Origin of the sequence: Fulvivirga sp. M361 (assembly GCF_007097395.1) — a bacterium.
Classification (GTDB): domain Bacteria; phylum Bacteroidota; class Bacteroidia; order Cytophagales; family Cyclobacteriaceae; genus Fulvivirga.
Genome location: NZ_VKDC01000035.1, coordinates 48,629 through 62,589 on the forward strand (window position 1 = coordinate 48,629; position 13,961 = coordinate 62,589).

Consider the following 13,961-nt stretch of genomic DNA (forward strand, 5'->3'; position numbering starts at 1 on the left):
CTTCATATCAGTTAATTTCTGAATTTATTGGTTGGGTTTTCAATTGATATATGCCCGGAAGTTTACTCTCGTAAAATTCACTCAGTGGTACTATCCGTTCGAAAACTACGGGCATTACAGCGTGCTTATCTATAATAAGCTCTGGCATATCATCATTAAACCCTTTAAAGATCAACGACAGATTATCATAATAGTCCGGATTCTGGAAAATACTCTTTGAAATGTCCCAATTCAGGAAAGGTGTAGCCATTTTCGCATGCCTGTACGGACTTATATCTTTTCCCAGCACCAGGATCTTCTTACCTGCAAACTCCTTGTACTTTTCATTGTCAATCACATAATCCTCCGTATGAAATCGGTTTGCAAAAAACGAAAATGAATAGGTCGTTCCATAATTTACATAGACCAACGAGGCTATAAATAAAATAAAGGTTAATTCCGCCAGCCACTTTCGTCTCATCAATAAAAAAAAGTGCCCAAAATAGAAAGCTAATGACGGTACTAAAATGACATAAGTATTGGGCGCATTAACATCACTCAGGAAAACAACCACGAGAGAAAACAAAAACCACACAAACATGGCCCTGTTCAGTCTGACCTGGTAATTATTAAAACGGCCACTACTACCCATTTTCAGAAAAGAAAAGACCAATAACAGCAAAGGGACACTCAGGATCATTAAAACAGAAAGGTAAGAGGTATACCAATGTCGAAAACCGAAGAAAAGCGGCTGTAGAAAGCTATAGCTATAATCTTGCCATCGCCCTGATACAAGAAAATACAGTGATGTCAGAATAAACGGTAAAAAATAGCCATACATCAGCATGAAGTATCTCCTGATTACAGTACCTGTAAACAAAACAAAAATAACCAACGTACCTAACCCAAAGATAAAGGCCGGAAAATAGAACAGATAAGCGATGCCCAAAAACAGTCCGATGTTCAGGATCATTTCATCTTTTCTGGCACGAAACTCTATATGACTAAAAATATTGTGTAACGCTAATAAGATGAAAGTAACACTCATCAAAATCGGTGTCAGCGTAAAGAAGTCCCAAAAATAGGACATCAAAAAAGCATAGATCAAGCCAGGAATATAGGTATTTTCGTTGAGTACCTTATTGATGAGCAGTATTCTGTTAAAAAAAAATGCCTGAACAAAAACAAAGAGTAACGCAAAAATTTGATATGCCAATTGAGACCGGCCAAATAGAAAGTCGATAGTACCGTAGACTAATGCAGAAAGAGGGCCTATGTTAGCCCATACACCATCGTATAGACTTTCTCCGGCGGCCAGCTTTTCACCTACCAACATATAATTCAACTCAGGAACCGTTAATGTTTCTTCGCTAATTAGTGCCGGCATTCTTAGCGCCAGCAGCAGAAAAAAAATGATAACAAGACGATACGGATCATTAAGTCTGAAAAATGTAAGCAAAGCACTGTGTTTTAACTCTTACCAATAGTACCAACTTGAGCGAATATAGAAAAAAAGCAAATTAATCGGATATTTGTGGTATGACAGAAAGCAAACGTCAGCAAAAATTTTCTCGACTGATCCAAAAAGACCTTAGTGATATCATTCAAAAAGATAAGCCTGGGATTTTCTCGAATTCATTGGTGACAGTGGCTGATGTCAAAGTGAGCCCTGACCTTGGAATAGCCAAAGTATATTTTTCTATGATGCTGGTCAATGACAAAAAGCTTATGTTGGAAAAGATCAATAAACATAAAAGTGAGTTCCGCCGGGATTTGGGTAATAAGATAAGTAAACAGGTAAGAAAAGTCCCTGAATTGATATTTTATATAGATGAAGTAGAAGAGCAGGCATCTCGTATTGATCAAATTATTGACAATCTGGATATACCTGAGGCAGACTCATCTGACCTGGAAAATTGATCAACAGTGAATCTGCCTTTCTTTATTGCGCGTAAGTATTTTTTTTCGTCTAAAAAACGGAATTTCATTAATGTCATCTCAATAATTTCTATGATCATCGTAGCGGTTTGTACTGCTGCATTAATCATCGTGCTTTCCGTTTTCAACGGCTTGAGTAACCTGATAAGTTCACTTTATAGTTCTTTCGATCCACAGATAAAAGTAGAATATGTTAAAGGCAAATCATTTGATCTGACCGATAGTTTATTCACTGAAATAGAAGCCACTGAAGGTATAGGTATTTTAACAGAAGTGATAGAAGACTATGTCTACATCAGATATCGTAAATCAGAGATGGTGGCAACTATTAAAGGAGTAAGTGATAATTTTCTTGAACAAGGTCGTTTTGACAAGCATAACATTGTTAGTGGTGAGTTAAAGTTGAAAGAAGGAGATGTTAGCTATGCCATAGTAGGTCAAGGCATTCAATACGCCCTTTCCATGTCACCGGAAAACGACCTGCATCCCTTACAAGTGCACTATATAAAAGACATAAAATCTGGCTCACTTGATGTAAGCAAACTCTACAGCAAAAAAAACATCCTCCCTGGTAGCGTATTTGCTATTGAGAAAAGTTACGATGAAAACTATATATTCGTTCCTCTAGATTTTGTAAAAGATCTTTTAAACTATGACAAAAGGCGTACTTCTCTTGAGATTAAAGTAAAAAACGGATATGAAGTGGATAACGTAAGAGATGAGTTAAGAAATATACTCGGTAACGATTTCAGGGTCCAAAACAACCAAGAACAACATGCTGATATTTACAAATTACTCAAGTTAGAAAAACTATTTGGTTTCATCGCGTTCGCATTCATACTTGCGGTGGGCTCTATAAATATCTTTTTTTCTCTCACTATGCTGGCCATTGATAAGAAGCAAGACATCTCTATACTGTACAGTCTTGGGGCAACGGATAACTTAATAAAGAAAATCTTTTTGGGTGAAGGAATTATTATTTCACTCAGCGGAGCTATTGTAGGTCTTATGCTAGGGGGTACAATCTGCTGGTTGCAGCAAAATTTCGGACTTGTATCTATGGGGATGGAAACTTCCGTTCTGGAGAATTATCCTGTTCAAATGGAGCTAACCGATTTTTTATTCACTGCTGTAAGTCTTATTATAATTACATTTATTATTGCTTACCGGCCTGCAGTTATGGCTACACGCTACAATAGTGCCCAATATCTTTAGTTCAAAACGCTGATATTCTGCTTATTGAATGGCTATGTAATTTTTTTAACGAAAACACATAAAGAATTGAAGGTCTAAGTGTAGCAAAATTATTAATTTGCAAGTTCCGTTTTTTAGAATAATATGAAGGTATCAGCTACTAAGCCCTTTCAAATTATATATTCACTATACCAACATGAGTACCTTGGGTATCTGTTCGAATCTTTCGTCATCCATTTAGATGATAAAGGTAAGCTTACCCTACAGCATCAAAATATTTCTTCTAAAAATGCACGTGAATTTGAAAAAGGTCTGGATGCTACTGATTTCGAGTTGATAGACCTGATGGATAGCACACAACAAGATGCTATTATCAAGCAGTTTTACAAGAAAACGATTAAACCGGAAGACTTCTTCCTGAAAGTGTATGACGATCAAAAAGGGAATGAGCTGCTTCAAAGAGAAATTGAGAATTTTCTGGAAAGAAGAAGGGCAAAAATCCTGGAAAGATTAAAAGGGAAGATGCTTTTTGAAATGGGTAACGACGGTGAACCTGCCTGGCGGCATATAGAGGTATTAGAAAATAAAGCTTCTGTACTCTTTCACTTTCGGAGAAATGATGACAACACACATTATTTCCCCACCATAAAATACAATGATGAAAAAGTCGATTTTCAATATAAAGGCGCTTTTATAGTGTGTAAGAACCCGGCATGGATGGTACATGCAGGTAAGCTTTATTCATTTGAAAAAAATATCGATGGCAAAAAGTTGATGCCTTTTCTCAATAAGAAATTTATTGTTATTCCCAAAAACGTAGAAGAAACCTACTATAATAAATTCGTGGCCCCATTGGTAGCCTCTTTCGATGTTTATGCCAAAGGCTTTGAAATTAACAGTGAGCAATATGAGCCAAAGCCCATTTTGGCAATCTCAGAGCTAGCAGGTAACTATAAAAGCCTGGAGTTATTTGACGAAAAAAATACCCCCTCGGAAAATCAAAACGGGAAGATAGTATTTGACCTATCATTCCAATATGGGCCATTCAAGTTCAGGGCTGATCACCTTTCTCCGGTAAGTGTCAGTGTTGAAAAAAAAGGAGATAATTATATCTTTCATCGGGTAAAGCGAAAGCTGAATGATGAGAAGAAGACCTTAAAATTCATGGCTGAAACAGGTCTGTCTTTAAAAAACTCTAAGATCGCTTTGACAAAACCAGTCGCTTTCAGTTGGTTAGATGAACATAGACAGGTATTGGAAGAGCAAGGCTTCATTATTGAACAAAAGGGCAAGAGCTCCAAAAAGTATTTCTTAGGCGAATACAAGATCAGCCTGGAAGTAAAAGAAAATATTGATTGGTTTGATATTCATGCTGTTATCAAATTCGGTAACTATGAAATCAGTTTCAAGGAACTACGGAAAATGGTTTCGAAAAAGAAACTGGAATTTGAATTACCAAATGGGGAGATAGCCGTTATTCCCGAATCGTGGTTGGTGGAATATGCCGAATTGTTTTCTTTCACTAATGAGGCCGAGGACGGCAGCACTAGATTAAAAAAACATCACCTTGCACTGGTCCAGGACCTGGAGAATGGCAATCTTGCCAAAGTAACGATGAGTCGTAAACTTGAAAGTCTTCGCGGCTTTGAAGGAATTGAAGAATTTCAGACTCCAAGTAATTTCAAAGGTGAATTGAGGCCCTATCAGAAAGCAGGGTACAACTGGCTCAGGTTCCTCAATCAATTTCGTTTTGGCGGGTGCCTTGCCGATGACATGGGATTGGGTAAAACGGTGCAAACCTTGGCATTATTACAAGCCGAAAAAGAAGCAGGTTCCAGTGGTGCTTCACTATTAGTTATGCCCACCTCTTTGCTGTATAACTGGGAGATGGAAGCCGCTCGATTTACCAACCTGAAAGTTTTTACCTATACCGGATCAAACAGGGAGAAAGACCCCTCAAAGTTTACTGATTACGATATTATACTTACTTCATATGGTATCGTAAGATTAGATATTGATATCCTCACAGATTATTATTTCAACTATGTAATACTGGACGAGTCACAGGCCATTAAAAACCCAAGTTCAAATATTGCAAAAGCAGTTAAAGACCTTAATACACGTCACAGACTGATCTTAACAGGTACGCCATTAGAAAACAGTACAATGGACCTGTGGTCGCAAATTAGTTTTGTTAATCCGGGTCTGCTGGGTGGGCAAAATTTCTTTAAGAATGAATTCCTGACACCCATTGAAAAGCACAATGATCAGAACAAGACAAAAAAGCTTTATTCAATCATAAAGCCCTTCATTCTTAGGAGGCATAAATCACAAGTAGCAACAGAGTTACCAGAGAAAGTGGAGAATATACAATATTCTTCATTATTACCTGATCAGGAAGCAGAATATGAAAAGGTAAAAGCGTTTTATAGAAATAAGATCCTTGAAAACATTGAAGAAAAAGGATTAAATAAATCGCATATGATCTTACTTCAGGGGCTCACAAAATTACGGCAGATTGCTAATCACCCAAAGATGGTAGATCAGGATTATGAAGGGGCTTCCGGTAAAGTATGGGATGTAATGTCTATGCTGGACAATGCCATTAGCGAAGGTCATAATGTACTGATTTTCAGTCAATTTGTTAAGCATTTGTCTATTGTCTCCGATCATTTGAAAGATATGAATATAGATTTTGCCTACCTTGATGGATCTACGAAAGACCGTAGAGGTCAGGTAGAGCGCTTTCAAAATGACCCGGATATAAAGGTTTTTCTTATTTCATTAAAAGCCGGTGGGCTAGGACTTAACCTGACCAAGGCGGATTACGTGTTTATTCTGGATCCATGGTGGAATCCAGCCATAGAAGCCCAAGCTGTAGACCGGGCACACCGAATAGGTCAGGAGAACAAAGTCTTTACGTATAAGTTTATCAGCAGAAATACGGTAGAGGAGAAAATATTGGAGCTTCAAAAACATAAGAAGCGTCTGGCCAGTGAGTTAATCACCACTGAAGAAAGTTTCGTAAAAAGCCTTAACAAAGACGATATTGAAGCGCTACTAACTTAAAATCAAGCCTTTAATCTTCTACTGACTCCCTTTGTAACTTCCACCTCTTATGTGTCCATAAATATCCTGGTGGATCACTACAAATCAGTTGCTCCGTGCATTTAGCATAGTTTTCCAGTACTTCATGTCCGTGCTTGTCATAAGGAGGCGCACCTAATGGCTTAAGTTCTACGGAATAATGACCCCTTTTAAGTCGTACTACATGAAAAAAATAAGCAGGATATTGACCCGCCTTGGCAATTTGCTCTGGGCCTAAAAAAAATGCTGTTTCCTGGTTTAAAAAGCTGGTCCAATATTTAGGTGAGTGGATACCTGGTGACTGGTCCGCCACAATGCCCAACGCACGCAACCGATCTTTGGTGGTCAGGATGGTTCTTAACACTCGTTTTTTATCTATTGGGCTACCACCAAATTTACCCCTTGTATGGAGCATGAGGCGGTCAAAAGACTTATTAGAAAGCCTTTGATATACTGCGTCCACGGGAAAAGGTAAAACCAGGCAGCCTGCCAACAATGCCCATTCCCAGTTAAATTGATGAGAAGCGATTACAATAATAGACTGTTTTTTATCTGCATGAGGTTGCACTTCGGGTACATTGGTATAAGTAACACGTTTTAGTAGTTCTTTCTCCGTAATTGAAATGGCTTTGAGCGTCTCTACAGCGTACTCGGAAAATCTTCTGTAAAACACTTTTACAATATGTCGGTGTTCAGCAATACTTAGCTTTGGGAATGAGTTACTTACATTAGCCAGCGCTACTTTTTTGCGATAACCAAAAACATAGTACAGGAGTATAAAGATACCGTCCCCAATCAAGTATAGTACACCCATTGGAAGCCGGGAAATCAGCTTTAAGAGAAACATGTTCAAATGTACTTTAAAGCATACGAATTTTCAGAAAGTTCCGCTGTGCCAAACAATAGTTCTGGTGAATTCAAACTATTTCGGCAAATTTGGACGAAAATAATTAAATGGAGGATAAAGTAGTTATCATCACCGGAGGGACATCTGGCATTGGAAAAGCGCTGGCATATGAATTTGGCTCTCACGGGGCTAAAATATTGATTACGGGCAGGAAACAACAAACACTGGATGAGGCCGTAAATGAACTCTCACAGAACGGAATAACTGTGACTGGTGTGCAATGTGATGTGAGTATAGAAAAGGACAATGAACGAATGGCCCGGATAGCATTAGAAAATTATGGTAAAATAGATGTACTTATTAATAATGCCGGCATTTCCATGCGCGCACTTTTCAAAGACGTAGATCTGGATGTCATAAAAAAAGTTATGGATATTAACTTCTATGGAGTGCTATATGCTACTAAACACTGCCTACCTTCAATCATTAAGAATAAAGGTTCTGTAATTGGCATATCCAGTATAGCGGGATTCAGGGGATTGCCTGCCCGTGCAGGTTACTCCGCATCGAAATTTGCTTTGCAGGGTTTTCTGGAAGTACTTAGAACAGAGATGCTAAAGACCGGAGTTCATGTACTTACAGCCTGCCCTGGCTTTACAGCATCTAATATTAGAAAGGCATCACTTTCGGCTGACGGATCCCAGCAAGGAGAATCACCAAGGGAAGAGAATAAAATGATGACGGCAGAAGAGTGTGCTCAACATATTTATAGAGCTACCATCAAAAGAAAAAAATACCTGATATTGACTACACAAGGAAAATTGACGGTGTTTTTAAATAAGTGGTTTCCGGGCTTCATGGATAAAATGGTATACAATGTAATGGCTAAAGAACCTGACGCTCCTTTTAAATAAGATCAGTATATTTGTGAAATTTTAATAAAGCCGTGATCCAAAAGTATTTTCCTTTCGATAAAAACTATATTCTTGAAAAAGCTCAATTCGATCAGGAAGAAAGGTTAATCGTATACCTTATTAACTTTGTAAAGGCCTATTACCAGGTGAATGCTAATCCTTTGGGGCTGGAAGATGATACGACTATTGCCATAAAAAATCATGCCACGGAATATACCGACCGGCTAACTGAATTCTATCGACATCTGGCCGGAATATATCGTTTTAAGCATGGTCAGAACCAATTAGAATTACTATTTGATGGGCAAGATCATTACCAAAAATACGTGGAAGACTGGAAAATCAAATACAAAGAGTGGCTCCATGAATTCTGTGCTAAACCGAATTTTGTAAAAGCAGTGCTTGAGCTAACAGTATTTTTTCCGGAAGGTAAGAAGTCATTTTTAGCTGAATCACGAATGAAAACCTTTATACAGCAACACTTTGATTTAAAGGTATATAAGTACAAAGGTATAGTGCAAATGAAAATAGCCTGATTTTTTTATTCCTAAGGCTTGATGGTTCAAGGTATACACCAGGAGTTAAGTGTTTTTAATTCGGCCCTCCCTGAAAATTAAAGCTGTACAGAGTCAATTAAGTATTTAATAGATTACTTCAAACTTGTCATAATTCTTCAGCCCCCCTCTTCAAAATCAACCTGGATAACATCAGACCTGGATGCCCCATGCCAACACCAGGAAACCAACTTCTCTAACTTTACCGCAGTACCTTCTGCTTCAATATATACACTTCCATCCGGTTGGTTCTTTACAATTCCCTTAATACCAAGCCTTAGCGCCTCTTCTTTGGTAGAAGCTCTATAAAACACTCCTTGTACCTTACCTTGAACCACTATTTTATAGTGATGTATCATTTGACTGTTTGATAATTCGCACACCAGATGAAGTGCCAATTCTATCTGCTCCTGCCATAATCATTTCTATGGCTTGTTCTAACGTTTTAATTCCTCCCGACGCTTTGATACCAACATTGGAAGGAAGTGACCCCCTCATTAAACGGATGTCGTTTGCCTGAGCTCCGGCGGAAGCAAAACCTGTTGATGTCTTTACAAAATCAACACCGGCATCAGCACAAAGAGCACATAATTGTTTTATCTCCTCAGGATTCAAATGTGCAGTTTCAATGATCACTTTGATTATTTTGTAATACTCATGTGCCAGCTTACTGCATTTTGCAATCTCTATTTTGGGCCAGTTCATCCCATCCTTAAAAGCAGACACATTTAAAACCAGGTCCAACTCATCGGCACCATCTCGAATGGCCAGTTCCATCTCTTCGAGCTTCACCTCCGTCATATTATACCCTAAAGGAAAGCCAATGACCGTCACGAGCTGTAAGGCTGAATCTCCTATTTCACGTCGTGCGCGTTTAACCCAAAATGGAGGCACACATACCCCAATACAGTCTACTTCTTTAGCCTCCATCACCAGTTGGTCTACTTCAGCACCTGTGATTGTGGGATTTAGATTAGTATGTTCAATATAGCGATGGAGATTCTTCATATCATCAAGTTAATATTTCTGTTGTTTCCGGCAAAAGTATGACTGATCGGTATAAAAGCATAAGATCCATGGCTTGATAATATCTTAAGTTTATTATTTAATGCCGGTAAAACAAAATAATCGTTAAGGCCTGATTAGGTAGTGTTAATTAATGTTAAAACAGTAACTTATAGTTTAAAACCAAAATATATGAAAAAAATAGCTGTACTCTTATTTATGTTCCCCTCCTTATTAATGGCACAGGAAGAGAGTAATGTTCAAGATCAAATTATGGGAATCGTCGGTTTTTACGCTAACCGCGTAGGCCAGCTGGCGGAAGCCATTCCTGAAGAAAAGTATGATTGGCGACCTGCTGAGGGTATACGTTCAGCAGGTGAGGCGGTAATGCATGTTGCCCAGGCAAATTATTGGCTATCTATAAAATGGGGGCCGAACTACCTGCTGAAATCGATCTTATGACCTATGAAAAAACCATTTCAGGTAAAGCTAATATTCAAGCTGCCCTAAGTAAATCATATGAGTTTCTGGTAAACTCAGCCAAAAATGTTCCGAAAGATAAACTGTTAGAATCGGTTGAGTTTCCGGGAGGCATGCCGATGAACAGAAGAGGTATAATGCTCCTTGCGCTATCCCATGTCAGTGAGCATATGGGTCAGTTAATAGCATATGCACGTTCAAATGATGTTATACCACCCTGGAGTAAATAAAGTTGACCTCTGCTTTAGCGAGGTCACATTAAATAAAAACGGGACGTTATCATTCATGGTAACGTCCCGTTTTCAATCCTAGAATAACTTATATATGTATCACTTCATCATATGCAGCCGCTGCAGCTTCCATTACTGCTTCGGACATAGTAGGATGTGGATGAACTGATTTAATGATCTCATGCCCTGTAGTTTCAAGCTTACGTGACGCCACTACTTCGGCTATCATTTCAGTCACATTAGCCCCTATCATATGGGCCCCAAGCCATTCGCCATATTTAGCATCAAAGATCACTTTTACAAACCCATCTTTAGCACCTGCAGCACTCGCTTTACCCGAAGCCGAAAAAGGGAATTTGCCAACTTTGATTTCATAACCTGCCTCTTTAGCCTGAGCTTCAGTATATCCTACGGAAGCTATTTCAGGGCTGCAGTAAGTACATCCCGGGATATTATTGTAATCCAAAGGTTGTACATGCTGACCTGCTATTTTTTCTACACAGATAATACCTTCTGCCGAAGCTACATGAGCTAATGCAGGACCGTGAACAATATCACCAATGGCATAAACTCCTGGTATGTTTGTTTTATAATAGTCATCTACAAGTACCTTACCTTTATCAGTAGCCACACCAACCTCTTCCAGGCCAATCCCTTCCAGGTTAGTAGCAACACCCACCGCTGAAAGAACGATATCACTATCCAATATTTCTTCCCCTTTGGATGTTTTTACAGTTACCTTACATCCTTTGCCTTTAGTATCCACTTTGGTAACTTCTGAATTGGTCATGATCTTTATGCCGGCTTTTTTGAAGTTCCTCTCTAGTGCCTTGGAAACCTCTTCATCTTCCACAGGTACTATTCTTGGCATAAATTCCACTACCGTAACATCCACTCCTATGGTATTATAAAAGTAGGCAAATTCAACACCTATGGCACCGGACCCGACTATTACCATTTTTTCAGGTTGCTTTTCCAATACCATAGCTTTACGGTAGCCAATGATCTTTTTGCCATCAATAGGCATGGAGGGTAATTCTCTGGATCGACCTCCAGTAGCTACGATAATATGATCGGCTTCATAGGTTTCTGTTTTTCCATCTTCCGCAGTTACCTCCAGTTTTTTGCCAGGCTTTAGTTTACCAAAACCCATGACCACATCTATCTTATTCTTTTTCATCAGGAATTGTACTCCTTTGCTCATGCCATTAGCTACGTCACGACTCCTCTTCACCATTCCATCAAAATCTACGGCAGCATCCTTTACAGAAATACCGTAGTCTTGTGCATGTGAGATATATTCAAAAACATTGGCGCTCTTCAATAAAGCCTTAGTAGGAATACATCCCCAATTAAGGCAGATGCCTCCAAGTGATTCTTTTTCAACCACAGCTACTTTTAACCCTAGTTGTGATGCTCGTATTGCAGCTACGTATCCTCCCGGACCAGTACCTAATACCAAAAGATCATATTTTTTTGCCATGCTAATTATTAATTATAAGTCATTGTTTGGGAGTGCAAATTTAGTCGAAAAGGGCATACAAAAAAACCTTGTTTTGAAGGAGTCAATATTTTCATTTTCTTTGCGACACTCAAAAGTTATAGGCTATGAACGTCATTGGTAAACCAGGGCTGACACCTTGTTAAACTCAAATTAAACAGATGCTTTCTATTGGTCAAATATGACATTGATTTTAAAGTTTTAGTATATCCAACAAATAATATGAAATTACTAGAAGGAAAAACAGCACTGATTACAGGTGCATCCAAAGGAATTGGTAGAGCTATTGCTCTAAAATTTGCCGAAAATGGTGCTAATATAGCCTTTACATATCTCTCAAGTATAGAAAAGGGGCAAGCGCTGGAGCAGGAATTAGAAGAAAAGGGCGTTAAAGCCAAAGGCTTCCGTTCCGATGCTTCTGACTTCAGTGCTGCAGACCAGTTGATCAAAGATGTGGTGACAGAATTTGGATCTTTGGATATATTGATCAATAATGCGGGTATCACCAAAGACAATTTGTTGCTGAGAATAGGCGAAGAAGACTGGGATGCTGTTATCAACGTTAATCTAAAATCATGTTTTAATACCGTAAAAGCGGCCACACGCACTATGATGAAACAGAGAGCCGGCTCGATCATCAATATGACATCCGTAGTAGGTCTGAAAGGCAATGCGGGACAAACGAATTATTCAGCCTCTAAGGCCGGCATTATTGGTTTTACTAAATCTGTAGCTTTGGAATTAGGATCAAGAGGTATTCGTTCAAATGCCATTGCGCCTGGCTTCATTGAAACTGAAATGACAGATGTTTTAGATGAAAAGACAGTACAAAGCTGGCGAGATGCCATTCCTTTGAAAAGAGGTGGGGCACCTGATGATGTAGCTGAAGCCTGTGTTTTTCTAGGCTCTGACATGTCCTCGTATATAACTGGTCAGGTGATCCAGGTAGACGGTGGGATGCTGACATAACGTTGCGGTTTTCTATTTAAATCAATTTGAGCACATTATATCTGTGTTAGTACAAATTAAATCAGCTTGTTTCATAATATAAGCTCTCATAAATCCCGCCGTGGATATCAGGAAAGCAAATGTCAGTGACTATGAAAGTGTTTGGCGCATTTTTATACAAGTTATAAAAGCGGGTGACACATACGTCTTTCCACCTGATACTGACAAACGTGACCTGTCGAAATACTGGTTTACACCGGATATGGAAACTTACGTTGTAGAAGATCAGGGAGAAATCATCGGGACTTATTTTATAAAACCAAACCAGCCTGGCTTAGGGTCTCACATTGCCAATTGTGGTTATATGGTAAGTCCTGATGCTCAGGGCAAGGGTATCGGCAAACTATTATGTAAGCATTCTATTAAAAGATCTAAAGAGCTAGGATTTAAGGCAATGCAATTCAATCTGGTAGTTAGTACTAATCAAGCTGCTATAAAATTGTGGGAAAAATACGGCTTCAAAATTATTGGAACAATACCTAATGGATTCAATCACCTCACATTGGGTTATGTGGATTTTCATATTATGTATAGGTCATTGAATTAATTATAAGGCCTTCTATACAGCTTGGCTGTCAATCAAATGAATTATTTCACCAACCCCATGTACCAGGTTCTCCTTTAAATGGCCCTATAATATCGGGTGTAATCCACCCTCCATAAAATGTTCCTGGTTGAGGAGTTACCTGAATACCATTTACAAAACATTTGTCCATTTTTTCCGCATAAAAAGCAAGGTGATTTCGAATAGGAGCAAAAGGTAGTTTTGGATTATCATAAAACCAAGCAGCTTCTTCTGCTAACCTGTCTGCCACCTGAATATCATAATATGCCCCTTTACCTTTAAACTCACAAAAAGTGATCTTATCCGAATACACCAGGTATTTATTTTCTACGTCATGATCAGGAATATAATAAACAGGTGGATGGCTGGTTTCCAAGACACGATAAGCTCTATGTGTACTGGCTATTAGCGTATCATTAAAATAGATTTCAATTAATTTTTCAAATAATTCCAGCTTAGGCGGCCGCGGATAGTCCCATACGGATTCTTGTCCTTTCTTTGGCTTTATTGGTTTAGGCAGTTTCATGAAAAGAGAACAAACCGCTAGATAATGGGTTCACTTTTTGGCTTTAAAAGCGAACAAATATTCTTTACTGTCATCCTTCAAGTAGCAGTCCCTCTACTTTCATCAGGGTTGATGTTTTTTTGCTGTGGGTGCT

At 38.7% G+C, this 13,961-nt stretch carries 15 protein-coding genes; 9 read left to right on the forward strand and 6 right to left on the reverse strand.

The genetic code is table 11. The features are described 5' to 3' along the window. Positions 1 to 7: 7 nt before the first annotated feature. Complete coding sequence (locus FNH22_RS25780) at positions 8 to 1,438, reverse strand: hypothetical protein (protein WP_143401395.1); 1,431 nt, start codon at positions 1,436 to 1,438, stop codon at positions 8 to 10. A gap of 80 nt (positions 1,439 to 1,518) precedes the next feature. Between FNH22_RS25780 and rbfA the strand changes: the two genes are divergently transcribed. From rbfA to FNH22_RS25795, 3 genes are all read left to right on the forward strand, one after another. Continuing rightward, a complete protein-coding gene (gene rbfA, locus FNH22_RS25785) occupies positions 1,519 to 1,899 on the forward strand; it encodes a 30S ribosome-binding factor RbfA (protein WP_143401396.1) in 381 nt (126 codons plus the stop codon). 90 nt (positions 1,900 to 1,989) lie between these two features. Continuing rightward, a complete protein-coding gene (locus FNH22_RS25790) occupies positions 1,990 to 3,132 on the forward strand; it encodes an ABC transporter permease (protein WP_143401397.1) in 1,143 nt (380 codons plus the stop codon). Positions 3,133 to 3,255: 123 nt separating this feature from the next. Continuing rightward, the gene (locus FNH22_RS25795; protein ID WP_143401398.1) at positions 3,256 to 6,180 is read left to right on the forward strand and encodes a DEAD/DEAH box helicase; all 2,925 of its coding nucleotides are present in this window, start codon (positions 3,256 to 3,258) and stop codon (positions 6,178 to 6,180) included. A gap of 10 nt (positions 6,181 to 6,190) precedes the next feature. Here FNH22_RS25795 and FNH22_RS25800 read toward each other — a convergent pair whose 3' ends face one another. Continuing rightward, on the reverse strand, positions 6,191 to 7,045 hold the full coding sequence (locus tag FNH22_RS25800; RefSeq protein WP_143401399.1) for a lysophospholipid acyltransferase family protein: 855 nt from the start codon (positions 7,043 to 7,045) through the stop codon (positions 6,191 to 6,193). A gap of 107 nt (positions 7,046 to 7,152) precedes the next feature. Between FNH22_RS25800 and FNH22_RS25805 the strand changes: the two genes are divergently transcribed. Both FNH22_RS25805 and FNH22_RS25810 read left to right on the forward strand, forming a co-directional pair. Next, positions 7,153 to 7,959 (forward strand): SDR family oxidoreductase, encoded by an 807-nt coding sequence (locus tag FNH22_RS25805; RefSeq protein WP_143401400.1) that lies wholly within the window; start codon positions 7,153 to 7,155, stop codon positions 7,957 to 7,959. A gap of 32 nt (positions 7,960 to 7,991) precedes the next feature. Further along, on the forward strand, positions 7,992 to 8,495 hold the full coding sequence (locus FNH22_RS25810) for a hypothetical protein (RefSeq protein WP_143401401.1): 504 nt from the start codon (positions 7,992 to 7,994) through the stop codon (positions 8,493 to 8,495). Between the two features lie 137 nt (positions 8,496 to 8,632). Here FNH22_RS25810 and FNH22_RS25815 read toward each other — a convergent pair whose 3' ends face one another. Both FNH22_RS25815 and deoC read right to left on the reverse strand, forming a co-directional pair. Further along, positions 8,633 to 8,872, reverse strand: coding sequence for an acylphosphatase (locus tag FNH22_RS25815; protein ID WP_143401402.1), 240 nt, complete (start codon positions 8,870 to 8,872; stop codon positions 8,633 to 8,635). Beyond that, positions 8,856 to 9,521, reverse strand: a complete 666-nt coding sequence (gene deoC / locus FNH22_RS25820) for a deoxyribose-phosphate aldolase (protein WP_143401403.1) — start codon at positions 9,519 to 9,521, stop codon at positions 8,856 to 8,858. Before deoC ends, FNH22_RS25815 begins: the two co-directional genes overlap by 17 nt. 189 nt (positions 9,522 to 9,710) lie before the next feature. On the opposite strand from deoC, the gene FNH22_RS25825 reads away from it, so the two are divergent. Beyond that, positions 9,711 to 9,980, forward strand: coding sequence for a DinB family protein (locus tag FNH22_RS25825; RefSeq protein WP_143401404.1), 270 nt, complete (start codon positions 9,711 to 9,713; stop codon positions 9,978 to 9,980). Then, a complete protein-coding gene (locus FNH22_RS25830; RefSeq protein ID WP_143401405.1) occupies positions 9,977 to 10,228 on the forward strand; it encodes a DinB family protein in 252 nt (83 codons plus the stop codon). The genes FNH22_RS25825 and FNH22_RS25830 overlap by 4 nt, the downstream gene beginning before the upstream one ends. Before the next feature lie 88 nt (positions 10,229 to 10,316). On the opposite strand, the gene lpdA is transcribed toward FNH22_RS25830, so the two are convergent. After that, positions 10,317 to 11,711 carry a dihydrolipoyl dehydrogenase gene (gene lpdA, locus FNH22_RS25835; RefSeq protein ID WP_143401406.1) on the reverse strand — a complete coding sequence of 465 codons (1,395 nt, stop codon included), beginning with the start codon at positions 11,709 to 11,711 and terminating at the stop codon, positions 10,317 to 10,319. Between the two features lie 240 nt (positions 11,712 to 11,951). Between lpdA and fabG the strand changes: the two genes are divergently transcribed. Continuing rightward, positions 11,952 to 12,698: a 3-oxoacyl-[acyl-carrier-protein] reductase gene (gene fabG, locus FNH22_RS25840; protein WP_143401407.1), complete on the forward strand. Its 747-nt coding sequence runs from the start codon at positions 11,952 to 11,954 to the stop codon at positions 12,696 to 12,698. A 100-nt stretch (positions 12,699 to 12,798) separates the two neighbouring features. Next, positions 12,799 to 13,284, forward strand: coding sequence for a GNAT family N-acetyltransferase (locus tag FNH22_RS25845; RefSeq protein WP_143401408.1), 486 nt, complete (start codon positions 12,799 to 12,801; stop codon positions 13,282 to 13,284). A gap of 46 nt (positions 13,285 to 13,330) precedes the next feature. Here the strand turns inward: FNH22_RS25845 and FNH22_RS25850 are convergent, their stop codons facing one another. Beyond that, on the reverse strand, positions 13,331 to 13,828 hold the full coding sequence (locus FNH22_RS25850; RefSeq protein ID WP_143401409.1) for a DUF427 domain-containing protein: 498 nt from the start codon (positions 13,826 to 13,828) through the stop codon (positions 13,331 to 13,333). Positions 13,829 to 13,961 lie beyond the last annotated feature (133 nt).